General features: G+C 41.9%; 22 protein-coding genes, 2 pseudogenes and 1 riboswitch. Of the genes and pseudogenes, 7 read left to right on the top strand and 17 right to left on the bottom strand.

What is annotated here, in order from left to right; all coding sequences use genetic code 11:
- Window positions 1-12 precede the first annotated feature (12 nt).
- From N1I86_RS11285 to N1I86_RS11265, 5 genes and pseudogenes are all read right to left on the bottom strand, one after another.
- Window positions 13-1,380, bottom strand: a complete 1,368-nt coding sequence (locus tag N1I86_RS11285; protein ID WP_341096380.1) for an acetyl-CoA carboxylase biotin carboxylase subunit — start codon at window positions 1,378-1,380, stop codon at window positions 13-15.
- A gap of 1 nt (window position 1,381) precedes the next feature.
- Window positions 1,382-3,039 (bottom strand): annotated as a pseudogene (locus N1I86_RS11280) (AMP-binding protein).
- A gap of 21 nt (window positions 3,040-3,060) precedes the next feature.
- Entirely contained in the window at window positions 3,061-4,203 is a 1,143-nt protein-coding gene (locus N1I86_RS11275; protein ID WP_341096379.1) for an acyl-CoA dehydrogenase, read from the bottom strand.
- 99 nt (window positions 4,204-4,302) lie between these two features.
- Window positions 4,303-4,941 carry a TetR/AcrR family transcriptional regulator gene (locus tag N1I86_RS11270; RefSeq protein ID WP_003352525.1) on the bottom strand — a complete coding sequence of 213 codons (639 nt, stop codon included), beginning with the start codon at window positions 4,939-4,941 and terminating at the stop codon, window positions 4,303-4,305.
- Window positions 4,942-5,093: 152 nt separating this feature from the next.
- Window positions 5,094-5,972 carry a CvfB family protein gene (locus N1I86_RS11265; RefSeq protein WP_327805501.1) on the bottom strand — a complete coding sequence of 293 codons (879 nt, stop codon included), beginning with the start codon at window positions 5,970-5,972 and terminating at the stop codon, window positions 5,094-5,096.
- Window positions 5,973-6,326: 354 nt separating this feature from the next.
- Between N1I86_RS11265 and N1I86_RS11260 the strand changes: the two genes are divergently transcribed.
- On the top strand, window positions 6,327-7,742 hold the full coding sequence (locus N1I86_RS11260) for a LysM peptidoglycan-binding domain-containing protein (protein WP_003352531.1): 1,416 nt from the start codon (window positions 6,327-6,329) through the stop codon (window positions 7,740-7,742).
- 199 nt (window positions 7,743-7,941) lie between these two features.
- Window positions 7,942-8,987 (top strand): IS630-like element ISBs2 family transposase gene (locus N1I86_RS11255; RefSeq protein ID WP_076611651.1). Its coding sequence is split into 2 segments (ribosomal slippage): window positions 7,942-8,445 and window positions 8,448-8,987, totalling 1,044 coding nucleotides; the frame shifts between segments, so codons are not numbered across the junction.
- Window positions 8,988-9,001: 14 nt separating this feature from the next.
- Here the strand turns inward: N1I86_RS11255 and N1I86_RS11250 are convergent.
- The 9 genes from N1I86_RS11250 to N1I86_RS11210 form a co-directional block, all read right to left on the bottom strand.
- The gene (locus N1I86_RS11250; protein WP_341096364.1) at window positions 9,002-9,745 is read right to left on the bottom strand and encodes a BglG family transcription antiterminator; all 744 of its coding nucleotides are present in this window, start codon (window positions 9,743-9,745) and stop codon (window positions 9,002-9,004) included.
- A gap of 209 nt (window positions 9,746-9,954) precedes the next feature.
- Window positions 9,955-10,773 carry an ABC transporter substrate-binding protein gene (locus N1I86_RS11245; RefSeq protein WP_040340821.1) on the bottom strand — a complete coding sequence of 273 codons (819 nt, stop codon included), beginning with the start codon at window positions 10,771-10,773 and terminating at the stop codon, window positions 9,955-9,957.
- A 152-nt stretch (window positions 10,774-10,925) separates the two neighbouring features.
- Window positions 10,926-11,948 carry an AI-2E family transporter gene (locus N1I86_RS11240; protein WP_003352547.1) on the bottom strand — a complete coding sequence of 341 codons (1,023 nt, stop codon included), beginning with the start codon at window positions 11,946-11,948 and terminating at the stop codon, window positions 10,926-10,928.
- 476 nt (window positions 11,949-12,424) lie between these two features.
- A complete protein-coding gene (locus N1I86_RS11235) occupies window positions 12,425-13,798 on the bottom strand; it encodes an IS1380-like element ISGsp2 family transposase (protein WP_044899598.1) in 1,374 nt (457 codons plus the stop codon).
- Window positions 13,799-14,118: 320 nt separating this feature from the next.
- Window positions 14,119-14,937: an alpha/beta hydrolase family protein gene (locus tag N1I86_RS11230; protein WP_327797077.1), complete on the bottom strand. Its 819-nt coding sequence runs from the start codon at window positions 14,935-14,937 to the stop codon at window positions 14,119-14,121.
- Between the two features lie 804 nt (window positions 14,938-15,741).
- The gene (gene lepB, locus N1I86_RS11225) at window positions 15,742-16,287 is read right to left on the bottom strand and encodes a signal peptidase I (protein WP_341096362.1); all 546 of its coding nucleotides are present in this window, start codon (window positions 16,285-16,287) and stop codon (window positions 15,742-15,744) included.
- 165 nt (window positions 16,288-16,452) lie between these two features.
- A complete protein-coding gene (locus tag N1I86_RS11220; protein WP_048623966.1) occupies window positions 16,453-17,175 on the bottom strand; it encodes an amino acid ABC transporter ATP-binding protein in 723 nt (240 codons plus the stop codon).
- A complete protein-coding gene (locus N1I86_RS11215) occupies window positions 17,172-17,828 on the bottom strand; it encodes an amino acid ABC transporter permease (protein ID WP_341096361.1) in 657 nt (218 codons plus the stop codon). Before N1I86_RS11215 ends, N1I86_RS11220 begins: the two co-directional genes overlap by 4 nt.
- Before the next feature lie 101 nt (window positions 17,829-17,929).
- Window positions 17,930-18,745, bottom strand: a complete 816-nt coding sequence (locus tag N1I86_RS11210) for a basic amino acid ABC transporter substrate-binding protein (protein ID WP_341096360.1) — start codon at window positions 18,743-18,745, stop codon at window positions 17,930-17,932.
- A gap of 507 nt (window positions 18,746-19,252) precedes the next feature.
- Between N1I86_RS11210 and N1I86_RS11205 the strand changes: the two genes are divergently transcribed.
- Window positions 19,253-20,131, top strand: a complete 879-nt coding sequence (locus tag N1I86_RS11205) for an IS982 family transposase (protein ID WP_341096359.1) — start codon at window positions 19,253-19,255, stop codon at window positions 20,129-20,131.
- A gap of 75 nt (window positions 20,132-20,206) precedes the next feature.
- Here N1I86_RS11205 and ggt read toward each other — a convergent pair whose 3' ends face one another.
- From ggt to N1I86_RS11190, 3 genes are all read right to left on the bottom strand, one after another.
- The gene (gene ggt / locus N1I86_RS11200; RefSeq protein WP_341096358.1) at window positions 20,207-21,787 is read right to left on the bottom strand and encodes a gamma-glutamyltransferase; all 1,581 of its coding nucleotides are present in this window, start codon (window positions 21,785-21,787) and stop codon (window positions 20,207-20,209) included.
- Window positions 21,784-22,320 (bottom strand): MFS transporter, encoded by a 537-nt coding sequence (locus N1I86_RS11195; protein ID WP_341096357.1) that lies wholly within the window; start codon window positions 22,318-22,320, stop codon window positions 21,784-21,786. Before N1I86_RS11195 ends, ggt begins: the two co-directional genes overlap by 4 nt.
- A 79-nt stretch (window positions 22,321-22,399) precedes the next feature.
- Window positions 22,400-23,017, bottom strand: a complete 618-nt coding sequence (locus N1I86_RS11190; protein ID WP_341096356.1) for an MFS transporter — start codon at window positions 23,015-23,017, stop codon at window positions 22,400-22,402.
- A gap of 220 nt (window positions 23,018-23,237) precedes the next feature.
- Between N1I86_RS11190 and N1I86_RS11185 the strand changes: the two genes are divergently transcribed.
- From N1I86_RS11185 to ade, 4 genes and pseudogenes are all read left to right on the top strand, one after another.
- A complete protein-coding gene (locus tag N1I86_RS11185; RefSeq protein ID WP_003352556.1) occupies window positions 23,238-23,714 on the top strand; it encodes an Lrp/AsnC family transcriptional regulator in 477 nt (158 codons plus the stop codon).
- 18 nt (window positions 23,715-23,732) lie between these two features.
- Window positions 23,733-24,307: pseudogene (locus tag N1I86_RS11180) on the top strand (chromate transporter).
- Complete coding sequence (locus tag N1I86_RS11175; RefSeq protein WP_341096345.1) at window positions 24,304-24,843, top strand: chromate transporter; 540 nt, start codon at window positions 24,304-24,306, stop codon at window positions 24,841-24,843. The pseudogene N1I86_RS11180 and the gene N1I86_RS11175 overlap by 4 nt, the downstream one beginning before the upstream one ends.
- A 128-nt stretch (window positions 24,844-24,971) precedes the next feature.
- Window positions 24,972-25,073, top strand: a riboswitch (purine riboswitch).
- Window positions 25,074-25,122: 49 nt separating this feature from the next.
- The gene (ade, locus tag N1I86_RS11170; RefSeq protein WP_341096342.1) at window positions 25,123-26,865 is read left to right on the top strand and encodes an adenine deaminase; all 1,743 of its coding nucleotides are present in this window, start codon (window positions 25,123-25,125) and stop codon (window positions 26,863-26,865) included.
- The last annotated feature ends 123 nt before the right edge of the window (window positions 26,866-26,988 follow it).

Raw genomic sequence — 26,988 nt, 5'->3', positions numbered from 1 at the left:
CAATCAGCTCCCTTATGACGTTTTCGGCTGCTTGGTGCTTTCTTGCAAATAATGACGATTCACAAACTGCGTTGTCGTGTCTCCGGCTAAAAACCGCTCATGGGACACCGTTTTTAAAAGCATTGGGATATTGGTTTTAATCCCTTCAATTTGATAGTGTTTCAGAGCCTCGATCAACCGATTGCACGCTTCTTGACGGTCTTTTCCCCAGGCAATCAATTTGCCGATCATCGGATCGTAAAATGGAGTGATCACCGTCCCTTTTTCGATGGCCGTTTCATGCCGAATGCCCTCCCCTTCCGGCAATCGCAGAAAAGTGATTTTGCCTGGCGATGGATAAAATGTATTCGGATCTTCCGCATAAATTCTTACTTCAATCGCATGGCCGTCTCTTTTGATATCTTCTTGGGAAAATTCCAACCTTTCTCCGGCTGCTATTTTGATTTGGTGCTCAACAAGATCCAGTCCGGTGATTTCTTCTGTGACAGGATGTTCCACTTGAAGTCTTGTGTTCATTTCCAAAAAGTAAAAATTTTGATTTTTATCGACTAAACATTCCATCGTACCCGCATTGGTATAGCCGATTTTCCGAACCGCTTGCAGCGCCGACGCCAACATTTTTTTCCGAGTAGATTCGCTAATAAATGGAGACGGGGCTTCTTCCACCACTTTTTGATTTCGTCTTTGAATGGAACATTCCCGTTCCCAAAGCGCTACAGCATTTCCAAATGAATCGGCTAACACTTGCACCTCGATATGATGCGAGTCTTCAATATACTTTTCTACATACATCGTCCCGTCCCCAAAAAATGATTCCGCTCGTTTTTTATTGCCGGCAAATGCTTTTCGAAGCTCTTCTTCAGAACGAATCACTTGCATGCCAATCCCTCCACCGCCTGCAGAAGCCTTTAACATAAGGGGATAGCCGATTTCTTTTGCAGCCAATACAGCTTCCTCTTCATTCCGGAGGGGAATATCGATTCCTTCTATAATTGGCATTCCGGCTTGTTTCATTGTTTTTCTCGCTTCAATTTTGCTTCCCATCGCTTTAATGATATCGGAACCGGGACCAATAAAAACAAATCCTTCATCGTGGCACACCCTCGAAAATTCGCTATTTTCAGATAACAATCCGTATCCCGGATGAATCGCTTCCGCTCCGGACTCCTTGGCGACACGGATGATAGCATCCATATTTAAATAGCTTTGATTGACAGGAGGCTTTCCAATGCAGAACGCTTCATCGGCCTCATGAACATGCAGTGAATCCTTGTCCGCTTCCGAATAGACGGCGACTGTTTCAATCCCCATCTTTTTGCAAGTACGAATGACTCGTCTAGCAATTTCCCCCCGATTGGCGATTAAAATTTTGGAAAACATCTTATCTCCCCTTTATATCCTCTAAATACCTTTCCCGAAGTTTAAATTTTTGAATTTTTCCCGAAGCAGTCATCGGATATTCATCTGTAAAGAAAACGTATTTTGGAACTTTGTGCCGTGATATCTTTCCTTTGCAGAACGCTCGTATTTCCTCGGCATCGGCTGTTTCTCCTTCTTTCAAAATAATCCATGCGCCTACTTCTTCCCCGAATTTCTCATCCGGCACTCCCACTACTTGCACATCTAAAATTTTCGGGTGTTGATAAAGAAATTCCTCGATTTCTCTTGGATAAATATTTTCCCCGCCGCGGATAATCATATCTTTTAGGCGACCGGTAATCCGTACATAGCCATTTTCATCCATTACCGCCAAATCGCCTGTATGGAGCCAGTGATCTTCATCTATTACTTCTTTTGTTGCCTCCGGATTTTTATAATAGCCTTTCATCACATGATAGCCTCTTGTACAGAGTTCCCCTTGTGTGTTCGGCGGCAGCACGCGGTTGCTGCCTGGTTCCACAATTTTTACTTCGACATGAGGCAATGCTTTTCCTACTGTTTCCACCCGCAACGAAACCGGGTCGTCCGTGCGGCTTTGAGTGATGACAGGCGAAGATTCCGTCTGTCCGTAGCATATGGTAATATCCTTCATCCCCATTTTTTCCATGACTGCCTTCATCACTTCCATCGGGCAATTAGAACCCGCCATCACACCCGTCCTTAAAGTCGTTAAATTGTATTTTGAGAAGTTCGGGTGATTCAATTCTGAAATAAACATCGTCGGAACGCCATGAAGGGCTGTGCATTTTTCTTTTTCTACCGTTTGCAGGACAGCCTCAGGGTCAAATTCCTGAACCGGAACCATCGTCGCTCCGACACTTACAGAGGCAAGTGTACCGATCACGCAGCCGAAGCAATGGAAAAAAGGAACAGGAATGCATAAACGGTCATCTTTCGTAAGCTTCATGCATTCAGCGATATTGCGGGCGTTGTTGACGAGATTATAATGAGTCAACATAACCCCTTTCGGAAATCCGGTCGTTCCCGAAGTGTATTGCATATTAATGACGTCATCAGGATGAAGAGATCGAGACCGTGCTTTCAGTTCTTGATCACTGATTCTTTTCCCCTTTTCTATCAATTGAGACCAATTGTACATTCCACTATATGGTTTTTCGCTTAAAACAATCACATTTTTTAAGAGCGGCAGTCTTTTCGATTGCAGTTCTCCAGGCTGGGAATGGCGAAGCTCAGGGCATATTTCATAAATCGTATCCACATAAGAAATTCCCCTGTATCCTTCTATTAAGATTAAAGTCTTGGCATCGGATTGCTTCAGCAAGTATTCCAGTTCCATGGTTCGATAATTCGTATTAACCGTAACTAAAACGCCGCCCATTTTCCCGGTGGCGAACTGGAGCGCAACCCATTCTGGGGTATTGGTGGTCCAGACAGCCAAATGATCTCCCTTTTCCACCCCTAGCGCCATTAAGCCTTTCGCGACCAAATTGCACTCTTCGTTCAATTCACTGTAGGTCCATCTAAGATTGCGGTCGGCATATACTAATGCCTCGTGATCCGGAAAATCTCGTGATCCGGAAAATCATGCACCTTTTCCTCCAACAACTGCCCAACCGTTTTACGTAGTAATTCGGCCATTTTCTCCTCCTAAAAATGGTTTTAGCAACCAAGTTGACGCGCGATGACGAGCCTTTGGATTTCGGATGTTCCTTCGCCGATTTCCATTAATTTTATATCGCGCAAGTGTCTCTCTACATCATATTCACGCATATACCCATATCCTCCATGAATTTGAATCGCTTGATTGCAAACGCGAAAACCGGTTTCGGAGGCAAACAATTTGGCGATTGCCGCTTCTTTTGAGAACGGTTTTCCTTGATCCTTCAGCCATGCCGCTTTATAAACTTGGTTGCGAGCGAGTTCAATCTCCATTGCCATATCCGCTAATTTAAATTGAATAGCCTGGAATTTTGAAATGGGTTGACCAAACTGATATCGTTCTTTAGCATAACGAAGAGCTTTTTCAAACGCTGCTTGTGCAATGCCGACAGAAAGAGCCGCAATGGATATTCGACCTCCGTCCAGTGTATAAAGAAATTGGCTGAATCCTTTTTCTGGATCGCCGAGCAAATTCTCTTTCGGCACACGCACGTTGTCGAGTACAATTTGACAAGTATTAGACGCTCTTACTCCCATTTTTTCATAGTCACAAGAGATTTGAACACCTGGCGTATTCGTAGGCACAATGATGGCTGAAACAATCGACCGGCCGTTATCCCGTCTGCCAGTGACAGCGGTTACAATAACTTGTCTAGCAAATCCCGCATTCGTAATCCAGCACTTTTCTCCATTAATAACATATTCATTTCCGTCTAAAATCGCTGTGGTTCTCGTGCCCCCGGCATCGGACCCGGCATTAGGTTCTGTCAGACCGAAAGAGCCCAGTGTTTCCCCTTTTGCCATTGGAACGAGCCATTGTTTCTTCTGTTCCTCCGTACCAAAATAATAGATGGGACTAGCACCAAGGCTGATAGCGGCGGCATAACTGAGACCTGTCCCCCCACACGCTTTGCCGATTTCCTCTACAGCAATACAGTAGGAAATCGTATCCCCTCCCGATCCCCCATATTTTTCCGGAAACGGAATACCAAGCAGGCCAAGTTCGCCCATTTCTTTAAACGTTTCATATGGAAATTCCGCTTTTTGATCAAGTTCTCTAGCATAAGGTTTGATTTCCTTTTCAGCAAAATCACTGACCATTTCACGGATCATTTGCTGTTCTTTTGTCAACTCAAAATTCATGAAAATTCCCCCTTTTTAATAACCGACTAGTCGGTCTATATTCGTGTGAACCAACTGATCGAGGTCGCCCTTTTTATTTGCCATTTTAGCACCATTCATTCACCGCTTTACCGGCTGATTTCGAAGCAGATGCTCTTGTGCTTCCGGATCTTTCATGCCTTTTTCCGTTAAAAGGGCATGAAAAATTAAATCAACGTAGATTTTTCCAATGTCTTCAATGGAAAGCGGCCCTTCTTCATGAAACCATTTATACAACCAGTTCACCATTCCGATGACCGCCATGACGGTGATTTCAGCAGGGACTTCTGAACGAAAATCACCGGATTCTTGCCCTTCCCGAACAATTTGCAAAATGATATTTTTATATTGTTTGCGCTTCCGATTGATGTTGATCTCAAATTCTCCTTTAAGATAGGTGCTTTCTTGGTAAAAAACAGTGATGTGGGGTTTATACATTCCAAATACTTTCGTAAACGATTGAATGATGGCACACATTCTGGAAACGGGCGTCGTATATCGATCATATGCTTCTTGCGCTTTTTCAATGACATAAGAAATAAAAATATCATGAATGTGAAAAAGCAATTCATCTTTCGATTTAAAGTTGTGATAAAAACCGCCTTTGGATGTGCCGCATTGTTCTACAATCCGATCAACTGTCACCCCGTGGTAGCCTTCTTTTTCAAAAAGAATCAGCGCTGTATCGATAATCTTTTCTTTCAATGATTTTTTTCCCATAAAACTGATTACCATCCTTTATTTGACATACTACCGTACGATGCGCTCTCTGTAAACAGAATAATCAGAATATTCAGTTTTTGTTACAAAAAAAGACCGTTGGCTTCTTTATGAAGCTGTCCGGTCTTTTATCAAAGTCATCTGCAGAACCATTACGATTGATCCCTTGTTTCAGAACCCTTTAAATAGGTCCATCCTTCTTCTTGATAAATTTTTCCCTCTTTCATCAGTCGGCCCATTGCTCGTTTAAAAGCCCCTTTGCTCATACGGAAGCGAGCTTGGATATCTTCGGGGTGGCTTTTGTCGCTATAAGGCATCGAGCCGCCACGCGTTTGCAAATAAGCCAATATGGCAGCGGCGTCTTCTTCAATCGCTTCGTGAGTTCTTTTCAGAAGGGAGAGATTGACCGATCCGTCTGGTTTCACATCGATAATTCTGGCGTGGACCGTTTCGCCGAGGCCGGGTTCTTCCATCCTCTGTGATTCGTGAATAAATCCGCGGTACCCTTCCTCTGTCAAAACAAAGGTTCCTGACTTTAACGTACGATATACGACGCCGGTTACATCTTTATTGAAATCCTTCGCCGATGCTTCTACAAATAAATTCTTCATCACTTCTTCCGTTGCCAGTTTGGCATAAAGAAGCCCGTTCCGGTCCGTTTTCAAGGTGCAATAGAGACGTCCTCCTTTTTTCGGCCACACGTTCATGAGCGGTGGAAGGTCTCCTTTCGCGATCAAAATATCTTTATGAATGCCAATAGAAATAAATACGCCCAGTTCACGATGGACATCCGCCACTTCAGCCCAGCCGTAGCGACCGATTTGAATCTCCGGGATGATCATAGTGGCCGCTAATCTTCCTTGTCGATCTTGAAAGATAAATACGTCAACTTGTTCATCAGGACGAAAACCGTCCGTTATGCCGCTTTTATGTAAAAGCACTCTATCTTTCCCATTCGTTAAAAACCAGCCGTATGGCATCTCTTTATCCGGTTTTAACGTTACCACCGTTCCTGCTTGCAGAGCAGCCATTCCATCATTTCCTTTCCTAGAAGATCTTATTTTTCTATTTTTTTCAATGAGCCGAAAAATCCTCGCTATAATGATGTTTTCCAATAGACCTTGCTTAAGGGTACCAAAAAAAGAACTGGACCGCAAAGGAATTCAGCTGATCACAAAAAAAACGCCTCTATAAATTCAAATCATTCTTCTGATTTTCACACGAAAGGTCATACATATGACCAGCCCCTTCCTGAATATAATGGGGTATCAAACGTATATTTTACCGGACAGTCCTTTTCAAATCTGCTTTTCAGAATAAAGTAAAGAAAGTGTTTTCCGTCTCAGGTAAAAACGGAATTTATCCAAGTATAGGAGCTGAGCATATTGCACATTCATGTCATTCAGCGCGGTGAAACCTTATTCACCCTCGCACGTCGATACGGAGTTTCCGTAGAAGATATTTCACTTGCCAATCAATTGGCGAATCCAAATCAGCTTGTGATCGGGCAAGCGCTAGTTATTCACAGCCCCGGACGGGAATATGTAGTAAAACAGGGAGATCAGCTCCGGCAAATCGCTGACAGGTTCGGCATTTCTGAACAGGCGCTTGCAGATTACAATCAAATTGCCAATCCGGCGCTTATTTTTCCCGGGGAAATTTTGTTTTTTCCCTACTCGATCTACACCGTTCGTCCAGGAGATAATCTTAGTAGAATCGCTGCACGCTTTGGAGTCACTGTACAACAGCTTCTTTCAGCCAACTCCCTTTCAAATCCGAATGTGCTTTCACCAGGTCAACGACTCATCGTTCCAGCCGCGAGAAGGCCCGTCATTGAAGTGAACGCCTATTCCGCTAGTACAGACGAAAGCAGCCGGCAAGAGGTGTTGAGGCTTGGAAAATATTTTACGTATTTAAGCCCCTTCAGCCATTCCATACGCGAAGATGGAACCCTTTCACCATTAAACGACGATAGACTCCTTCAGGCAGCAACAGCCAATCGAACAGAGACTTTGCTGGTGGTGACCAATTTTGTGAACGGCAGTTTCAACTCGGACAGAGCCGCTGCCATTTTGCGAAATCCCTCTCTGCAAGAAACATTGATCACCAATATTTTATCGGCAGTACGTTCCAAAGGATACAGAGGGGTCAATTTTGATTTTGAATATATCTATCCTCAAGATAGAGAAAATTATAATGCATTTTTGCGGAGGGTCGTAAGCCGGCTCAGGCCATTAGGGATATCGGTATCCACGGCTCTCGCCCCTAAAGAAAGAGAAAACCAGCCCGGTTTATTATATGAAGCACATGATTACCGGGCTCACGGTGAAATCGTCGATTTTGTCATCTTAATGACGTACGAGTGGGGATGGGCCGGGGGAAGACCATGGGCCATCGCACCGATCAATAAAATCAAACAAGTTTTAGATTACGCCGTTACCGCCATTCCTAGAAAAAAAATTATGATGGGTGCACCGTTATACGGCCGCGATTGGAGAATTCCATGGATGGAAGGGACCATTGCACGCACCATCAGTCCGCAGGAAGCCATTCAGTTGGCCGTTCGCTATCGAACAAGCATTGAATATAGCGAGGCATACCAGGCCCCGTTCTTTCATTACACCGATGAAACCGGCCAGCGGCATGAAGTATGGTTTGAAGATGCCCGCAGCATGCAGGCAAAAATGGATATCATTAAACAATACGGATTGCGCGGAATCAGTTATTGGGCTCTTGGCAACCCGTTTCCGCAAAACTGGGCCATTCAAAGCCGCAACTTTCAACCAAGAAAAAGAATGTAAAAAAGCCGGTCCTCGGCATTACAGAGGACCGGCTTTCCATGAGTTATGTCTAAAAATGTGCCATCTATATCCATGATTCCACTATTTTCATCCGTTAGCCATGTTTCGCAGTTTTCATGCTATATAAATTGAAATAAAGGTTTTCTCCCGTTCCACGGCGAATAAATACAAAGAGAAAATAGGGGAACGGAGAGAAAATATGATGCCAAATCACAAAGACGAGATCGAAAAGTTGTCCACTGCCATGAAAGAAGCAAAAAGTAAACGAGCATATGAACGCTACCAAGCGATTTATCTTCATTTGCAGGGATATACCAAAGGAGAAATCGCAACGATTATTGGTCGATCCAAGAAAACTATTTATAACTATATTCATGCCTACGCCCAGCGCGGTCTTGATGGACTGGAGATGAAATACTCACCTGGCGCCCCACGTCGATTGACCCCTGAGCAGGAAAAAGAGCTGGCTTTGATCATTGAACATCAGCTCCCCGTAGATGTGGGATTCGAAGCAAAATATAATTGGACGCTTGCGATAATCGCTGAACTCATTCAACAAAAGTGGGGGCCAACATACACGCTTCGCGGAACAAGTGACATTCTGCATCGGTTAGGGCTAAGCTATACGAAACCGACCTATACACTAGCCAATGCCGATGAAGAGAAACAAAAAGAATTCGTCGAAATCACCTTCCCTGAAGTAAAAAAAAACTGGTAGATGGGAACATCGCCCATGTCCTCTTTCAAGATGAGTCGATGATTCGTGATTACCAAGCGATTCAAAAAACATGGTTTGTCAAAGGAAAACAACGAATCATTCCGACGTTTGGAAAACATCAAGGGCTGAAGCTGATTGGCACGTTGAACTACGAAACAGGGGAAGTGTTTTGCATCGAAGAAGAATGCTATGACGCGGAAACATTTCTTCGATTTCTTCAACTTGTGTTAGAACGCTATCCCACAGGCAAAATAGTGATGATTTTAGATAACGCTCGAATTCACCATGCCAAACTCATTCAGCCATTTTTAAAAGAACACGAAGATCGGTTAGAGCTCGTCTTTTTGCCACCATACAGTCCGCAATTGAACTTGATTGAAGGGCTATGGAAATGGCTGAAATCAGACGTGATTTACAACGTGTTCTATTCGAGTGTGCAAGAAATTAGAAAGAATGTCCAAGCCTTTATTCAGCGAATCAACCAGAAACCAGAACAAACGATCGATCGTTTGTGTGTTCAGTTGTAAATCTTTAATTCAACTTATATAGAACGGAGAATGTCTTTTTCAACCGGATCCATTTCCACAAAATACCCTTGCTTGATTCTTTTCGAAAAAAGATAAACACGCAAACTTAAGGTTTGAACATCTTCATCCGTAAAGTGAAGATTTAATATGCTTTCGCTTTCGGAAATCATTTTGTAAATCAAATTTAAATGTTCAGTTGTAATTTCTTGTAAAACGGGAAAGAATCCATTCATCCATTCTTTATTGCCACTTAGCTGGGACAAGAAGTAAACAAGGGCATTTCGCAAATCCAGTTCTTTCCCAAAGAGGATATACCCTTTCTTTCTAGTGGAAACGATTTGTACATGAAACTTTTTGCATTCTTCTTTCAACCCTTTGATATCTTCTATTACCGTATTCCGACTGACATCCACCATCTTCAATAAATCAGCTAGAAAGATGGGACGCTCCTTCATCAGAAGCAAAACCATCATTTTGGCTTTTCGTTCTTTCGGCGAATATTCATAATGCCGATAGACAAAGGGCATTTTCTTCGGAATCTCTCGTTTTGATTTTTCTTCCAAGTAGAAACCTTGAGAACGAACGTATTGAACGGAAGGAAGTTTTTGTTTTTTCAACCAATAATTGATCTTTTTCATATCATAGTAAACTGTTCGCTTTGAAACATTTAAACTTTCCGTTAATTCTTGAACGGTGACAAAAGAAGGAGATCGAACCAATTTCGTTAGCACGGCCATGGAGCGGTGGTCAAGCGTCATGATTCCTCCCTCCAGATTTTTGTAATCGCTTTCTAATATGTGTAAAACAAGATTTTTTTCTATTTGTTTTCAACATATTACAGAAAAATAGAAAAAACAGTCCAAATATAGTATCGTTTTTTGTGCAAAATTGGACGAATCGAAGGGCTCTTTAAATCATAAGAAAATCCAAAAAAACTGGACCATTTTTAGTCCAGCTCTAAAATGCATTATTGCTGTTTAATCCATTTTTTCTTGATTCGATCATACTCTCCGCTTTCCTTCAGTTCTTTTAGGAAAGAATTGATGTATTTCGTGAATTTCTCATCGCCTTTTCGAACGGCAATTCCGTATGGCTCATTCGTAAATGTTCCGCCAACCACTTCATAGTTAGGATCTTGCGCCGCCATGCCATAAAGGATCGAATTATCCGTTGTCAAGGCATCCCCTTTTCCCGATTTTAATGCGGTAAACGCTTCGGCGTAATTTTCAAATTCCAACACTTGCGCATCTGGAGCTTTAGCTTTCACATTATCTCCGGACGTTGCTCCTTTTACGGCCAATACTTTCGTTCCTTTTTTCAAATCTTTTACACTTTTAATCGGACTGCCCTTTTTCACAAGCAGAGATTGTCCCGCATCAAAATACACATCGGAAAAATTGACTTGTTTCTTGCGTTCATCCGTAATCGTCATCGTCGCAATAATGGCATCAATTTGGCCGTTTTGCAGCATCGGAATTCGCGTTTTGGACGTTACTTCTACAAGCTTGACTTTCTTCTCATCACCGAAAATTTTCTTGGCAAGCGCTTTGGCAATATCGACATCAAAGCCTTCTACTTTACCGGTTTTCGGATCCTTATAGCCGAATAAATACGTATCATATTTAACGCCGACCACTAATTCCCCCCGCTTTTTAATCTTATCCAATGTGCTTTTTTCTGTTGTGTCCGTTTCTTTCGATTTGCCGCAACCGGCGAATAAAGCCGCTGCCAGTATAAATACCAGCCCCATCAGCAGCCATTTCTTTTTGTGCTTCACATCTCCCATCTCCTTTTCCACAGGTTCTATAGCTGGTCCATTCTGCTTTTCCATACCAATCTATGAAGAAGGAGGAGAGATTATGCCGAACTTGGAAAGCACATATAATAGTCGTCTGCAAAAAAAGCCTGCATCTTTTTTTGAGATGCAGGCTTTCCATTTTATTCTTTTTCTTTGTTGTCGGATGAATCGGTGACTTCTAAAACATCCAGTAAAAACACAAAAATCGGAATCCCTAAGATCAAACCCCAAACACCGAAAAATTGTTCTGAAAAAATGAGGACCATAAATGTGTAAAAAACAGGCAAATTCGTTTTAGAAGACATGAGTTTCGGGTTCAGCAAATAGGCTTCAACCGCATGAACCACAGCGATCATAATCAATACATACAATACTTTTATATACCCGCCGATGCTGTATGCGATAATGGAAAGCGGAATAAGCGAAATAATCATTCCGGCAACCGGTATAAAGCCGAGAAAAAGAATCATGATTGCTAAGCCAAACAATTGGGGAAACCCCATAATCCAAAGTCCGGCGATCGACAAAATCGTATTGACGATCGCAATAACGACTTGGGCCTCAATCACCTTGCCAAACGTTCTTACAAACTTCCGGCCGAAAAACTCAATTTCGTCATAAAACATGGACAATTTGCTGTGCTTAAATTTACGGGTAAATCGAATAAGCCGCTCTTTTTCCAGCAAAAAAAACAGACTTAAAATAATGGCAAGCAAAACTTGAAGTACGATTTTGCTGATATCCGTAAAATACTTCAGCAAGAAGGTAACGCCTTGCTGCAAATAACTGGATATTTGCTTTTCTTTTAAGAAGTCCACCAAATAATTCAAGATGACATTATGCTGCGGCCGCGTGTAAAACTCAGTGATTTGTTTCACTAACTGGGTAATTTCCGTAACAATCACCGGCAAATACCTGACAATTCCATACAAAAGCAAACCAACCACAATGGTATATAAAAGGATGACGGTGATTTTTCGATTGATTCGAATGAATCCGGATACCATTTTTTCCAATCGATCCATCAAAAAGGTAAAAATAAATGTAAGTAAAATAACATTCATCATGCTTCTTACGATATAGAGAAAAAAGACAATAATGGCCAGAATCACAATTCTTCGCCATGTTTTCGAATTGGCAAATCGTTTCACGTAGTCTTCCATCGACTCATTCTTTTCCCCCTTTTTAGGTCTCTTAAGTTGCTATTAAATCGTAAAGGGAAAATGGGGCAAGCCGCTTGTCCACTGTTCAATAAACAACGCCACGCCGATGGATTCCTAAACAGCGTCCCGTTTTCCTTTCATCTTTTTATAACATAATATGGGCTTTCGATTGTCCATTTTCCTTACTTTTCAAAAAGAATGCAAACAGCAATCTATTGCTCAAAGGAACCATACGATTATTTTAACATACCTTCCAGCCTGTTATAATGCCTGAATCCGTGATGAATTGAAATCGACTTTGATTTTGTTGTAATTTTGATGGATTGATAATCCATAAAACCCTTTTTATGCTTATGACCTATGTCATCTCTATTTCCGAAAATGGAACAAATCTCTTTTTTAGGTATACGAACCAAAAAAATAGACAAAAAAGCACAGGGAGTGACGTTGGACATTAGTGTCCGAACATTCGTTCGTTATCTTGCCTCTCTCCATTTCTGATAGACGTTCAGTAGGGGCTCGCTATAGCCACTCCTTCGCGTCAGTTTCATCCAGATCTGTCGTGATCGACGGACGAGTCGCCCTGCCATCGTGATCACCGTCTGAATAATCGTCTTGATGCGGCGGCGTTTCACTTTGTGGTGCAACGGATGTCTCGGATCGCTTAATAGATCTTGTCCAATCAGACGAAGAAGATTGTAAACGAAGGCTCCCATGACCAACACGAGCGCATTCGTTTTCATCTTCCCAGATGGAAGCCGCTCTAAATCTAAGTCGCTCTTCAGTTCGCTATGAAACTGTTCGCATGTCGCATGGTCATGATACAACGCGAGCACATCGCTCATTCGAACATGCTCGTATCCTTTGAGCCGCACCCAATAGCTTTCCACTTCATAATCAGGAACGAGCATCAGCTGTCCATTGCGTTCCATCGTCCGTTCCGTCACTTGGGTGACTTGAACGTACGTATACGTGTTTCCATCGATCGCTGCCTTCTGTGGAAGGCATAGCTCATAGGTTTGTACTCCTTCGCTTTGTCCATCATCGACACGTTTGCCCTTTTGCGAAGCGATCTGGAACCAAAGCGCTTTCGATTCTCGGCGTAAGTTTCGCTTGATGACAAAGTCCACGTCTTCCTTTAGGCATACGTGCACATTCGCTTCTGCATCGTTTCCTGCATCCATGCGAACAAGCAGACGAGATGAAGTCAGTTGACGAGCTCGACGGATAGCGGTGACTAAAAACGAGGGCATGTTGTCTTGCACATGTTGTTTCCCTGGACGCAACTCGGCATGAACGAGATACCCTTCCTTCCCTGCATACGCAAACAACGGTGTAAAACCGTCAAATCCTTTATACGTTCGACTGACTCCTTCTTTTTTCGTATCGGAGTTGTCAAATGGGGAACCATCTATATCAAGGGGAAGCCATGTCGTCTTTCCTTTGGTCCAACAAGGGGACAAAGTGGCATGTCGTTGAATCAACAGACGTATGGACTCCTCCCAAAGAATCGTTTCGGTCATCGGAAGACAAGCGAGCTGATCGAGTCGTTGTCGCAAGGTTGGAGAGGAAGGCACGTGCTGAATCCCCATCGATGCCGAAAAGATATCGTCCTGACGATACGCTTCGATATGATCGAAATCCGTTTTTCCTGTGGCAAGCAAGCCAATCATCGAGCGAATGACATCGCTATGGGAAATGTGCACTTCTCGACGAACCGTTGGAAGCCGAAGTGCGTTTACCCGTTTATCCAGTTTCGTTCGATGGAGTAAGTAGCCAACGAGAGCAAGCCCAGCACTTGGGGTAATCGCTTCATCTGTCAATACAAACCGAATCGGGAAATCTTTCATCACATCACCTACTTGATGAAGAATCGTCAACGTCGTTTTTCCTTATCGTATCAACGGTTTGCGACCATTGTAAAGATGTTTTGTCACGGATTCAGGATAATGAGAAAAATTACGATTTTTTCCTTTTTAAAAAAATAAAACAGGCCAGCTCTCCCTATTAGAACCAGCCCATCCAAATCCGTCAATCGTCATCTTTTTAATAATGCAATCATATGAACATAAATCTTTCACAACAGGAGCCATCCCGAGAGGCCAACCACTTCTTTTCTCTTCGGAAAGGTGAATGTTAAAGTCAAACCCATTTTTGGATTCATTAGCTGTCAGACGACTTTTTTTCTCGTCTCCCTTTTCAATACAGCGGCAAGCCAACGTCTTGTTTCCGAAAACAGATCTCTTTGGCCGACACAGGAAGAAAAAGTATGATTTGCCCCGGCAATAAGCCGTTTTTCGCATGTTCCCTTTTCTCTTGTTTGAAATACGGAATCGTAGCGCAAACAATATTCGGCAGAAATGTCTTCATCATTCGTTCCATGAAGAATGATCACATCTCCTTGAAATCGGGAAGCTTCCTTGAGGGGATGGTACAATGACAATGAACGAAAGAAGCGGGAGGTCAACTGATAGCCCATATAATCAATAAACGCTTTTTGTTTCAGTTTTTCCACTTCTTTTTCGCCGACAATGGCGACAATATCTTTATACGGTTGACCTACAGGAGCCCAGAGGATTAATTTTTTCACTCTTGAATCATTGGCGGCAATCCATGATGCAACTGCCCCGCCTAGACTATGCCCAAGAAGGACCAATTGATCGGCGTCCACTCCGTTTAATTGCAACCCAAAATCAATCACATGATTCGTTTGATCGATGAAATCATCCAAGCCTGTCTGTCCATAGTCTCCGTCGCTTTCGCCGCATCCCGCATAATCGAACCGGATCACCACATACCGGTCTTCCGCCAATTCTTGTGCCGCTTTGTAAAACAACCGATTTACTCCTACCCTGCTTCCAATAAAACCATGACAGATCACGACTAAAGGATAGCGTGCATTTTTTTCCTGATCGGTCCACTCTGCAGGATAGTGAATCGTCGCAGCCAAATGATGGCCTTTCCATTGAATTCTTACGTGTTTTTGCATCCCAAGGCACCTCCTAAATTTTTAATTCTTATAATTCCTATTAAAATAATATGTTTTATTTGTATAGAAAAACCTCTTCTTCAAAAGAAAAGGTGCGGTCTTACCAAAAAAACAACCATATTTATACATTTTCGGCTCGTTCAATTGGCATCAAGAAAATGGCAGTGATAAACCGTCAAACACAACTAGTCTTCTTTCAGCTTGAATGGCGGATTCGCCTATTCTCTTCTAGAATAAACGGCTTCTTTTACATTGTCAACGATCCTGAGAATTTTCTTTTCCAAAACATTGACCCGGTCCGGATTGGATGTATCTTTCTCACTATTACAAGAATCCTCGTCATTTTCTCCCTGTACCAGTCAAAAAAAGGTACGGGACCTCACATTTTCGATTGATCTGCGGCCCTCTTCGTGTTTGCATGCACTTTCTTAGTAAGTTGGAAGAAGAGGGAATTAGAACATTTCCTTTCATAAACATTCAAGAAGAATGAAATGGAAAAGAGATCTTCGGAGGCATTTTTCAAGAAAATGAACGGAGCAAGGCGTAAAATGGCTATTTCAATAAAATCCAATAGGAATAGACTATTCCGTTTCATGTTTGTTAATCAAACTTTGTCTGAAAAAGCGATGGAATGGGTTATCACCGTTCAATGACCTTTAGCACACGAAAGCCGGCAGTACAGAGACAAACGGCGAAAACCCTTTAGCAGCTGCTGTAAACAATATAAAGTTCCAGGATTCATTGCAACGATTGGACTTACCTCCGGACTCAAAGTAAAAACTCCAAGAAGATTCGATTTTCAACTTAATGCATCACGCCGATTTTTTGGAGAGGCCAAGCACGAAAAACGGCCGAACCAATAATATCCTTTTCGTCGATAAATCCAAATCTTCTGCTGTCATTGCTTCTTAAACGATTGTCGCCTAGAACAAATACCTTGCCATCGGGTACCTTTTCTTTTCCTGTGATTTCTTTTAGTGTGAAATCTCCGGTAAAACGGTTCAAATAGGAATATTGCTTTTTCAGCTTATTTAAGTATGGCTCTTTATACGCTACTCCGTTTATATACAGAACATCATTTTTCATTTCTATTGTATCGCCCGGCAGTCCGATCACGCGCTTAACATATACCTCATTAGAATTCGGCGCATGGAACACCACAATGTCAAATCTCTTTATATTTTTCATCTTGTTTACAATCAACTTATTTCCTTCTTCCAAAGTAGGAGACATCGATTCTCCTTTTACTATATAAGGAGAAAAAAGAAACGTATGAATGATAAACGAAATGATTAGCGCAAACAAGATCGACTTTATCCAAGAAAGCCATTCCGATTTTGGATTTGACATTTCATTCTCCCTTATCCATATAATTTTTCTTCCTGTACATTTTCATCATAGAGGACAGATTGCAAAAAGTAAATACAGAATTTTCACCCAACACCGTCAAGAACAAACTTCAAGAATCGACCTTTCACGCCGGCATGAAAAAAAAGAAACAGCTGTCTGCTGCTTCTACAATACTTTGCTTAAAAACGATTTTGTCCTTTCATGTTGCGGATGATCGAACAATTCTTGCGGAGTATTTTCTTCCACAATATAGCCTCCATCCATAAACACAACCCTGTCCCCTACTTCACGAGCGAATCCCATTTCGTGGGTAACGACCACCATGGTCATTCCCTCTTGAGCAAGCTGTTTCATCACTTCCAACACTTCCCCGACCATTTCCGGATCCAAAGCTGATGTCGGTTCATCAAACAGCATGACTTTCGGTTCCATCGCAAGAGCTCTGGCAATCGCAACACGCTGTTTTTGCCCTCCGGACAACGAATGAGGATATACGTGCGCTTTATCGGAAAGACCTACTTTCTCAAGCAGCTCCATCGCTTTTTTTTCTGCTTTCTCTTTGCTCCATTTTCTTACTATGATAGGAGATAAGGTAATATTCTCCAGAACGGTTTTATGCGGAAACAAATTAAATTGTTGAAACACCATGCCTACTTCGGTGCGAACTTTGTTAATATCCGTTTTCTTATCTGCCAAGTCCATGCCATCAATAATCACATGTCCTCCAGAAATGGTTTCCAACATGTTCAAGCATCTCAAAAAGGTGGATTTTCCCGAACCGGAAGGACCGATCACCACTACCACTTCTTTCGGATGGATGTCAATCGAAATATCTTTCAATACTTCTATATCGCCATAGGATTTTTTGAGTCCTTTTACCGAGATCATTCTTTTTCCAACCTTCTCTCTATATAATTTAGCAAGTATGTTAACGAAAGAGTGAGAATTAAGTAGATGACTGCCACTGTAATATACGGCTCCCAAACACGGTAATATTGCCCTTGAGCAGCCCGTCCCCAATACATTAATTCCGGTGCGGCAATAATGGCAGCTAAAGAAGAATCCTTCAATAACGTGATAAATTCGTTTCCAAGCGGCGGAATCATTCGTTTAAACGCTTGCGGCAAAATGATGTGCCACATCGCTTGAACATGCGTCATTCCTAATGAACGAGCCGCTTCCATTTGCCCTTTATCGATCGATTGAATACCGGCCCGAAAAATCTCCGCAACGTATGCGGACGAATTTAAAGATAAAGCCACAATCCCTGAGACAATCGGATTGACAGGAGACATAAAGAGTGGCATGACCCCGAAATGAATCAGCAAAATTTGCAAAAACAATGGAGTTCCTCTGTAAAAGTTAATGTGCCAAATAAAAGGAAGCCGCACCCATTTGTTGGACGCCATTTTTCCAAGTCCAATCAACAGCCCGAGAATCAGGCCGATCAGCACGGCAATCAAGGACATTCCGATCGTTAATAATGTACCTTTTGCAAAATACGGCAAATATTCTCGGATGATATCAAACTGAAAATCCATCATTCTTCTCCTTTTCTTCCCGTGTTTTCATAAAGCAAAAATCGGCTGCGCCCAAAATGAGGCGGCAGCCTTGTTCTTTTGCCACATTCGCATGCTGAAAGTTATGGTTTCGCTTTTTTTAGAACTTCCATATCCGGCTCTTTTCCAAACCATTTTTTATAAAGTTTTTCATAGGTGCCGTTTTTCATCACTTTGTCAAGCGCTTGATCAAATTTCGGCGTCAACTCGCTGCCTTTAGGAAATGCGATGCCGTAAAATTCGGATTCAAAGTTTTTGCGGTCCGTAATGACCTTTAAATTCTCTTTTGGATGGTTTTTTATATATTCATTGGCGACGACATTATCGATGACCACTGCATCTACTTCTTTATTTTTCAAAGCCATAAAGGCTACCGTTACATCCTCGTATTTTTTCACATTCTGACTGTTTTTCCCTAATATTTTTTCAGCAGCATCTTGTCCAGTCGTTCCGTTTTGAACGCCCACTTTTTTTCCTTTTAAGTCCAAAGCATTTTTAACATTGCTTCCTTTTTTCACCACAATGACATTGGCTGCTTCAAAATACGGGCGGGAGAAATCATACGTCTTTTTACGGTCATCATTGATCGTAATGCCGGAAATAGCCAGATCGGATTGTTTGTTTTCCAAATTGGCCAACATGGAATCCCAGCCTTCATGCTGAACATCGACTTGATATCCGGCTTCTTTCGCCACCGCATGGATCAAATCGATATCAAATCCGGTCACTTTCCCTTTCTCCATATATTCAAATGGAGCAAAAGCGGCATTTGTTCCTACCTTTAGCGTTTTGATCTTTCCATCAGAATCGCTTTTCCCTTGGTTCGATCCGCATGCCGCCAGCAAAAACACGAAGCAAACCGCTAGAAACAGCGAAAACTTAGCTCCTACTTTATTCATAATTATGCAAACTCCTTTATTTTTATTTGTTGTCAAGTTACTAAAATAATAAACCGAAACCCGCATTTTTTCAACGTTTTTTTTCTATTATTTTATTATACAGTATTTTCAAAACGTAATGATTATAAATCAGCGCCTTCAATCCTACGTATTATATTTTATCGCGGAGACGTTCGTTCTCCCCCCTTTAAGGCGTCTTATTCCGGAAAATTCCGATTTTTCCTTTCCTTCTATTTACACCATGCCATATTGACTATAAATAAACTATATATAGTATGGTTTTTGGTGAGAAACTACTATATATTGTTCTTGATTAAACTAATTGAAAAGGTAAAGAAATAAGTTTCTATACTTAAAAGGATTATCGATTTTGTTTTATTGATTATTTAGAACATAGTTTTAAATAACCCGTGGTGCTAGATAAAATCTCAAGACATAAAAACAGCCCTTGCATGAGGATCTCCTTTAAAATGAAAGTGCGAAAAAACATCCAAAAGGAGAAGTCCCATGCAAGAGCACTTTCATTTTACAATAGACCAAGCAAAAATTCAAAAGCAATATGCCGCGATCTTATTCTTTGTATCAGAACAATTGCCTTGTATCCAGATGTATTTACAACGTCGAAATTGTCATTTGTTGAAGCAAGAGGATGAGGTCATCATCGCCATTCACATTCTTGGAAAATTGCTGGGGTTTACTTCGGAACGGGCTTGGCATCGATTTGTCATTGGAAACCTGTTCACAAAGGAAATGTTCCCAGAGCGCTCTCGATACAACCGTCGATGCCGGTCGTTGCGTTGGGCGATCAAATGGATTCGTCACCAACTCGCCAAACGTGGACAACATCACGCTTATGCGGTGGTGGATAGTTTACCCATTGAACTCTGCCACCACGCACGAATGTATCGCGTCAAACGATTTCAAGGAATCTCAGATATTGGGTATTGTGCATCCAAAAAGATGGCTTACTATGGATTTAAGCTTCATCTTCAGATTACCGACCAAGCGCTTCCGATGGAATATGTCCTGACCGAAGCATCCTGCCACGACCGGACAGCTGCGGAAACCGTGATGGCCCAACTTCCTCATCCGTATACACTTGGCGACAAAGGATATGTGAGCCAAGCCTTGCAAAAGAAACTATACGATGAATACAAAATCGCTTTTTGGACGCCTGCTCGGAAAAATCAACGAGTTGCGCAATCAAAAAAATGGAAACAATGGATGAAGCAAAAACGCAAAATCGTCGAAACTGCGTTCTCGGTTTTAGTGGATTCATTTCGGATTACGGAAATTCGTGCCAATTCGGTTTCTGGATTTGAAACAGCGCTTGATGGCATTTTATTGGCCCATTCTCTCGTTGTTCTTGGGCTAGTGGAGCGTTGACGCTCAACTAGCACCACGGGTATTTAAATATGAAACAACGGATAGCATAAATCCCCGCTTTTTATGAATTCGCCGTTACCAACCGATTGCCGCACCGTCTCCTCTTGGATCAACCCCGCCATGTAAAAAGCCTTGTTCATCCACTAATATGGCATTGGCATGTCCCATTATTTTATCAATCTCATCAACAACTTTTACAAGATGGCCCGCTTTGATCATCGATTCGATCACGTCTTGCGGGATGCGGCCTTCCATCTTCAATTCTTCTGTCTCTTCTCCCCATGTTCTTCCCCACACGAACCTTGGCTCATGTATTGCCTTTGCAGGGCTCATTTGATAATCAATCATTCTTGTAATGATCGCAGTTTGTGTTTGCGGCTGCCCTTCTCCTCCTTGTGTTCCGTATAAAATATACGGTTTTTCATCTTTAAAAGCCATTGCTGGCATCAATGTGTGGAACGTTCTTTTTCTCGGCGCCAAACAATTGACATGCGACCGATCAAGAGAAAAGAACGATCCTCTGTTTTGCATCAAAATCCCCGTGTCACCGGCCACTACACATGAACCAAATTCAAAATAAAGACTTTGTATAAAGGAAACCGCATTTCCCTCTTCATCCACGACAGCTGCATGAGCAGTGTCGTTCTCAACAGGCTGCGTCTTTACTTCGCTTGCTTTTGTCAGACTGATCGAATCGGCCAGCTCTTTCGCATATGTTTTGCTTAACAGTTTATGAAGCGGAATTGCGTAGAAGTCAGGGTTTGTCAATACTTGGTTGCGATCTTGAAAACTTTTTTTCAACGATTCTGATAATAGATGATAATATTCAAAAGAACCGTGCGGAATGACTTTAAAATCAAAGTTTTCTAAAATATTTAACGCCATTATCCCGACAAAGCCTTGTGAATTGGGCGGAACTTGATATATTGTATAACCGCGGTATGTTCCGCTCAGCGGTTCGACCCAATCTCCTTGATGATCCGCAAAATCATCTTCTATTAAAAGCCCCCCTTTTTCTTGAAGGCTCGATACAATGCGTTTTGTTAACCCGCCTTTGTAAAAATAATCTCTTCCCTTTTCTGCCAATTCTTTCAAAGTATTTGCCAGTTGTTTCTGGATAAATTTTTCATTCAGGTTCGGACCCCGATGATCAGGCAGGAAAATTGATGATGTTTCCGGAAACTCGCGCAGAATATGAACATTTTTTCTTGTGTTGACATATTGGTCTTTGGAAAAAGGAAATCCGTTTTCCGCATATTCGATAGCTGGCTCTAAAACTTCCGCCAATGAAAGCCTTCCGTATTCCTTCAAGATGGCATCCCAGCTATCAACCATCCCTGGAACGGTTATGACACTTTGAATGCCGCGAAAAGGAATGGCGGACAAACCTTCGTATTTTTCAAGCGTGGCGTTATAGCCGGAACGGCCGCTGCCGTTATACGCACGAACTTTTTGATCCTTCCTGCTGTAAAACAGCCAAAAAGAATCTCCCCCGATCCCTGTCATGTGCGGATAAACGACCGCTAAGCAGGCGCTGACCGCTACCGCTGCATCGAAAGCATTTCCCCCTTTTTGCAGTATGCGGCAGCCAGCTGCCGATGCCAAATAATGCGGACTGACAACCATATTTTTGGTTCCGATCATTGATTGGCTCATATTGCTTGTTCCTCCCTCGGTTTATTGTTTTGAACGAAATCGGACATGCGATTTGAACTTTCAGTAAACAGAAATAAGACTGCACCGATGATTAGCAAAACACCTGACAAATAAAAACCGATTTCAAGCTTCCCGGTTATATCGGCAAAATAGCCTGTAATATAAGGGGCAAAAATGGAAGAAAGCATTCCGCTGAAATTGAAAAAACCATACACTTTTGAGTACATGGAAGACGGCGTAATTTCAGCCATATAAGATATTAATACGGGATCGAGTGCCAGTTTTCCTAGCAGCCCGTAAAAAACTAATCCTGCTATCAGCAACGAATAATTTTCCGCATAAGGGATGACAAATTGGCAAACAGCTCCAGCAACAGCTAAAAAAATGATCAACGGCTTTTTATTTTTTACTTTATCTGAAACATAGCCGAAGAAAATAGCCCCCGGAATCGAAGCCCACGGCACCAAAGAAGAAATGATCCCTGTTTGCGAACCGTCTACCCTTTTACCGTCTGCAAATAATAAGGCAACCAAGTAAGCATTCCGAAAAATCCATATAAAGAACAGAAGATGAGAATGTAGACGAAAAGATGATTTTTTGTAAACAGCCGTTTTAAGCTTTGGCCATCTTGAACATTGGAAACTTCTTGTTTTTTTCATGGCCGGATTGATCGCGAACACACAATCCTATCAAGATGGCAACAAGAATCGTTGGAATCGCAAATAGATAAAATGTAAATTGCCATCCTTTGTTTAAGGTGTACGTGAAGTAGCTTGCAGCAATAAAACCAAGAGAAATGCCGAAAGCCATTCCGCTGTTGATCACTGCCGAAACAAGGCCTCTGTATTTTTTAGGGATAATGTTGGAAGAAATTCCGTATTGCGAACTGTAATAGGTTCCTTCTCCAATATCCGTTAAAGCACGCATCAACAAAAACATAGCAAAAGAAGATGCCAATCCGCTCAAAAAAGTGGTAATGCCAAATAATGTGTAGCCAATTACTAAAACTTTCACCCTTCCAAAACGATCAGCCAAAAAACCGGTTGGAATTTGCATGACCGCATATGTAATGAAAAACACAGTGGACATTAAACCTAATTGAGCATTGTTTAAATTCCATTGCTCACCTATTTCTCCCATCACTGGCGACAAAATATTCCGGTCTGCATACATAAATACCCATCCTAGAAAAAATAAGAAAATAACGATAGCTGGATGTGTGCGTTTCATTTTCTTCACCTCTGGCAAGCTTTTTTAAAAAATTTGATTCCATTATAGAAAGCTGCCGAGGAAAGATCCTTGAATTTGTTAAATTTTTTCACAAAGTTTTTTTGTTTCGTAAATAAAAAATATTTTTTTATTTTTTATAGAAATAATAAAATATATTTTGTATACCAAAAGAAAGTTTTGTTTCTTAATAATTAACAAAACGAAATCAAAGGTGGTTTTTATGGCATTTGAATACAACATTCCGAATTTAGACATTGATGACATTGATAAGCGGATATTGGAGATGCTGCACGAAAACAGCCGGATATCGTATACGGATTTAGGAAAAGAAATTGGTTTGTCTCGGGTTGCTGTTCAAGCGAGAATAAACAACTTAATCGAGAAAGGAATTATCGAAAAATTCACGACGGTGATCAATCCAACCAAAATCGGCATGCATGTTTCCGTCTTTTTTAATGTCGAAGTAGAACCGCAGTATTTGGAGGAAGTGGCACAAAAATTGGCGGAGGAACATGCTGTTACAAGCTTGTATCATATGACCGGGCCAAGCAAGCTGCACATGCATGGAATCTTTAAAAATAATCAAGAAATGGAAAAATTTTTAACTAAAAAATTATATCCTATGCGCGGCGTCGTCAGTGTTGACTGTCAAATTCTCATTAAACGATACAAGAGCCGCATGGGAATGAAATTATAATGGATGAGGGAGAGGAACATGCAAACATCTTATAAAAATCTTATCATGGCCATGGTGAGAACCGGAATTTTTGGATTCGGAGGCGGTCCTTCCGTCATTCCGTTATTCCGTTATTCCGTTATGAGGCCGTTTCCAGATACCATTGGGTAAAAGATGAAGAATTTGCTGAAATATTGGTCATTGCCAATACCTTGCCCGGACCGATCGCGACAAAAATGGCCGCTTACTTAGGATATAAACAAAAAGGGGCATTAGGCGCTTTTATTTGCGTTGCGGCACATATTTTGCCTACTTGTTTAGCCATGATTTTATTGTTCAAAATGGTCACTGCTTTAAGCGGTTCACCTGTGATCAACGGTATGATTGCTGTTGTTATGCCGGTGATTGCCGCCATGCTCGGGCAGATGGCTTACGAATTTTCTTCAAAGGCCATTAAAGGATTGGGAAAATGGCTGGGCGTCCTCTTGATGATTGTCTCGTTTTGTCTGCTGCAGGTGATTTCGATTCATCCTGCCATTGTGATTCTGCTGTTTTTAACATACGGAGCTTCCCATTTAAAACGGAAGCGCCAAAGCAAGGAGATGTCGGCATGAAAATTTGGATCAGTTTATTCATCGGGTTCTTTTTGGCCAACATCCTCGGTTATGGAGGAGGACCCGCTTCCATTCCGCTCATGTATGAGGAAATTGTCAATCATTACAAATGGCTGACAAATGCTGAATTTTCCAATATGCTCGCACTGGGAAATGCTTTGCCGGGGCCAATTGCAACGAAGATTGCGGCATACGTCGGTTTTGATGTTTACGGCTGGTGGGGGGCTTTCATCGCCTTGTTTGCAACTGTATTTCCATCAGCTTTCGCTTTGATTCTGTTGTTAAAACTGATTCAGCGCCACCGGGAATCTTTAGTTGTGAAAGGAATGACCTTGCTTGTCCAGCCTGTTATTGCGGTCATGATGCTGCTTTTAACTTGGGAAATGATGAAAGACTCCGCCCATTCGCTCGGGATAATCCAATCACTTATCATTGCTGCTGTATCGTTCTTTGCATTAGAAAAATGGAAAGTGCATCCCGCCATTCTTATTATGTTATCCTTTGTTTATGGAGGAGTTATTCTGCCCAATTTTTAAAATCGGTCTGTTTGGAGCACCAGAGAAACTGTGATTCTCAGCTTTTCGCAATACCTGAGAAAATTTTTCTGTCAAGAAATGCGCCAACTATCTTGCTTTGTTTCAATTAGAGTCGTATAATCTCTTTTTAAAAATACGAATGATTTTCTCGTATAAGTTTGGAAATACGGTCCAAACGTTTCTACCAAACTACCGTAAATAGTTTGACTACGAGAGACGATACACAACTCTCCCTGTCAAACTCAACGCGCGAATTTACTACAGAAGGGAAAAGTGAGAATGGACAAAAACATGTTAAAGAAAAGAATCCAAGTGGCTAGCAAACAAATTCCGGCAGACATTGTGATTAAAAACGGAAAAATTGCCGATGTTTTCAATTTAGAAATTTTGCATGGAGACATCGCCATTGCGGACGGAGTGATTGCTGGAATCGGAGAATATGATGGGGTAAACATCATTGATGCCGAGAATAAATTCATCGTTCCAGGTTTCATCGACTCTCATGTCCATATTGAATCTTCGATGGTGACACCGAAGGAGTTCTCCAAAGCAGTTCTGCCCCACGGTGTGACAACCGTTATTATAGATCCGCATGAAATTGCGAATGTCGCCGGGACGAAAGGTATATCTTTTATGCTGGAGGATTCAGAAGGCTTAGATTTAGATGTGTATTGCATGCTGCCTTCCTGCGTTCCGGCGACTTCGTTTGAAAATGCCGGCGCTGTGTTAAATGATGATGAACTTGCACCTTTTTACAAGCATCCTCGGGTGCTCGGGCTTGCGGAAGTGATGGATTTCCCAGGTGTTCAAAATTTAGATGACCGCATCATTGACAAGCTTTTAACGGCATCAGCATATAAGATCGACGGACACGGCGCAGGTCTTGGCATTGAAGGAGTCAATGTTTACAGAGCGGCCGGCATTCAAACAGATCACGAATGTGGGACAAAAGAGCAAGCAAAAGACCGCCTTGCTCGCGGAATGTACGTCATGATCCGTCAAGGATCTGCTGCAAAAAATTTGCCAGAACTAATCGGCGTGGTCAATGAAAAAAATAGCCACCGCTGTCTATTTTGTACGGATGACAAGCATTTAGATGACTTAATTGCCGAGGGAAGCATTGACTACAATATTCGTCTTGCCGTCGAGCATGGACTTGATCCTCTCATAGCGATTCAAATGGCGACGATTAATGCCGCCCAATGTTTCGGACTATCGCAAAAAGGAGCGATCGCACCTGGATATAGAGCAGATCTTGTCATAGTAGATAACTTCAAAGCTTTTACGATTGAAAAAGTTTTGAAAGCCGGAAAAGTGATAGCGGAAAACGGTCAATATATAGGATCTATAGATCAACCAAAATCTTCCGTTTTATCAAGAAATTCTGTCAATCTAAACATAAACGAGGTTACAAAAGAACGGTTGGCCATTCACGTAAAAAATAATCAAAAAGCGCATGTAATAGAAATTATTCCGAATCAAATTGAAACGGTTAAAAGAATGATGGAAGTTCCGAGCGACGGTGTTTGCTTCATCCCTTCCATTGAAAAAGATTTGGCAAAACTGGCTGTACTCGAACGCCATAAAAATACTGGAAACATTGGCCTTGCCATTGTAAAAGGATTAGGCTTAATCGGCGGTGCAGTCGCCACAACCGTCGCCCACGATTCCCATAATGTGATCGTTGCCGGCACAAACGATGAGGATATGATCTGCTCCATTCAAGAGATAAAGAGAATCGGCGGTGGGCTAGTAGTTGTGAATGATGGAAAAACGCTCGCCTCTTTGCCGCTTGTGATCGGCGGATTGATGTCAGATCAAGCATATCCAATCGTCGCCCATCAACTCGATGAATTGAACAGCAGCTTGCACAAAGTGAGCAAACATCGGCATTTCAATCTCTTCCTCACGCTCTCTTTTTTAAGTTTGCCTGTCATTCCAGAGCTCAAAATTACAGATTTAGGATTATTTGACGTCACAACGTTTCAGCACATAGAAGTTGCAACCGAGCACGGCGTTTAAATATCGTGTAAAAAATGATTGTATGGGCTGCAAAACACATAAAAAAAGAAAACTCCGGCAAGGGAGATTGGCTCATCTGCCGGAGTTTCATTTGCCTTTTTTCGCTTAGAGTTTAAATTCTTT

It is taken from the genome of Bacillus sp. FSL W8-0116, assembly GCF_038003825.1.
GTDB classification, from domain to species: Bacteria; Bacillota; Bacilli; order Bacillales; family DSM-4216; genus Bacillus_O; species Bacillus_O smithii.
This window is presented reverse-complemented; position numbering and strand designations above follow the sequence as displayed.

What these genes read in the sequence shown, in the direction of transcription:
- N1I86_RS11285 (WP_341096380.1), bottom strand. Translation starts at nt 1,380, where the DNA reads ATGTTTTCCAAAATTTTAATCGCCAATCGGGGGGAAATTGCTAGACGA.
- N1I86_RS11240 (WP_003352547.1), bottom strand. Translation starts at nt 11,948, where the DNA reads ATGGAAGACTACGTGAAACGATTTGCCAATTCGAAAACATGGCGAAGA.
- N1I86_RS11215 (WP_341096361.1), bottom strand. Translation starts at nt 17,828, where the DNA reads ATGGATTTTCAGTTTGATATCATCCGAGAATATTTGCCGTATTTTGCA.
- ggt (WP_341096358.1), bottom strand. Translation starts at nt 21,787, where the DNA reads ATGAGCCAATCAATGATCGGAACCAAAAATATGGTTGTCAGTCCGCAT.
- N1I86_RS11185 (WP_003352556.1), top strand. Translation starts at nt 23,238, where the DNA reads ATGGCATTTGAATACAACATTCCGAATTTAGACATTGATGACATTGAT.
- N1I86_RS11220 (WP_048623966.1), bottom strand. Translation starts at nt 17,175, where the DNA reads ATGATCTCGGTAAAAGGACTCAAAAAATCCTATGGCGATATAGAAGTA.
- N1I86_RS11265 (WP_327805501.1), bottom strand. Translation starts at nt 5,972, where the DNA reads ATGGCTGCTCTGCAAGCAGGAACGGTGGTAACGTTAAAACCGGATAAA.
- N1I86_RS11235 (WP_044899598.1), bottom strand. Translation starts at nt 13,798, where the DNA reads ATGAAAGATTTCCCGATTCGGTTTGTATTGACAGATGAAGCGATTACC.
- N1I86_RS11175 (WP_341096345.1), top strand. Translation starts at nt 24,304, where the DNA reads ATGAAAATTTGGATCAGTTTATTCATCGGGTTCTTTTTGGCCAACATC.
- lepB (WP_341096362.1), bottom strand. Translation starts at nt 16,287, where the DNA reads ATGTCAAATCCAAAATCGGAATGGCTTTCTTGGATAAAGTCGATCTTG.
- N1I86_RS11245 (WP_040340821.1), bottom strand. Translation starts at nt 10,773, where the DNA reads ATGGGAGATGTGAAGCACAAAAAGAAATGGCTGCTGATGGGGCTGGTA.
- N1I86_RS11205 (WP_341096359.1), top strand. Translation starts at nt 19,253, where the DNA reads ATGCAAGAGCACTTTCATTTTACAATAGACCAAGCAAAAATTCAAAAG.
- N1I86_RS11270 (WP_003352525.1), bottom strand. Translation starts at nt 4,941, where the DNA reads ATGGGAAAAAAATCATTGAAAGAAAAGATTATCGATACAGCGCTGATT.
- N1I86_RS11275 (WP_341096379.1), bottom strand. Translation starts at nt 4,203, where the DNA reads ATGAATTTTGAGTTGACAAAAGAACAGCAAATGATCCGTGAAATGGTC.
- ade (WP_341096342.1), top strand. Translation starts at nt 25,123, where the DNA reads ATGGACAAAAACATGTTAAAGAAAAGAATCCAAGTGGCTAGCAAACAA.
- N1I86_RS11230 (WP_327797077.1), bottom strand. Translation starts at nt 14,937, where the DNA reads ATGCAAAAACACGTAAGAATTCAATGGAAAGGCCATCATTTGGCTGCG.
- N1I86_RS11210 (WP_341096360.1), bottom strand. Translation starts at nt 18,745, where the DNA reads ATGAATAAAGTAGGAGCTAAGTTTTCGCTGTTTCTAGCGGTTTGCTTC.
- N1I86_RS11250 (WP_341096364.1), bottom strand. Translation starts at nt 9,745, where the DNA reads ATGACGCTTGACCACCGCTCCATGGCCGTGCTAACGAAATTGGTTCGA.
- N1I86_RS11190 (WP_341096356.1), bottom strand. Translation starts at nt 23,017, where the DNA reads ATGAAACGCACACATCCAGCTATCGTTATTTTCTTATTTTTTCTAGGA.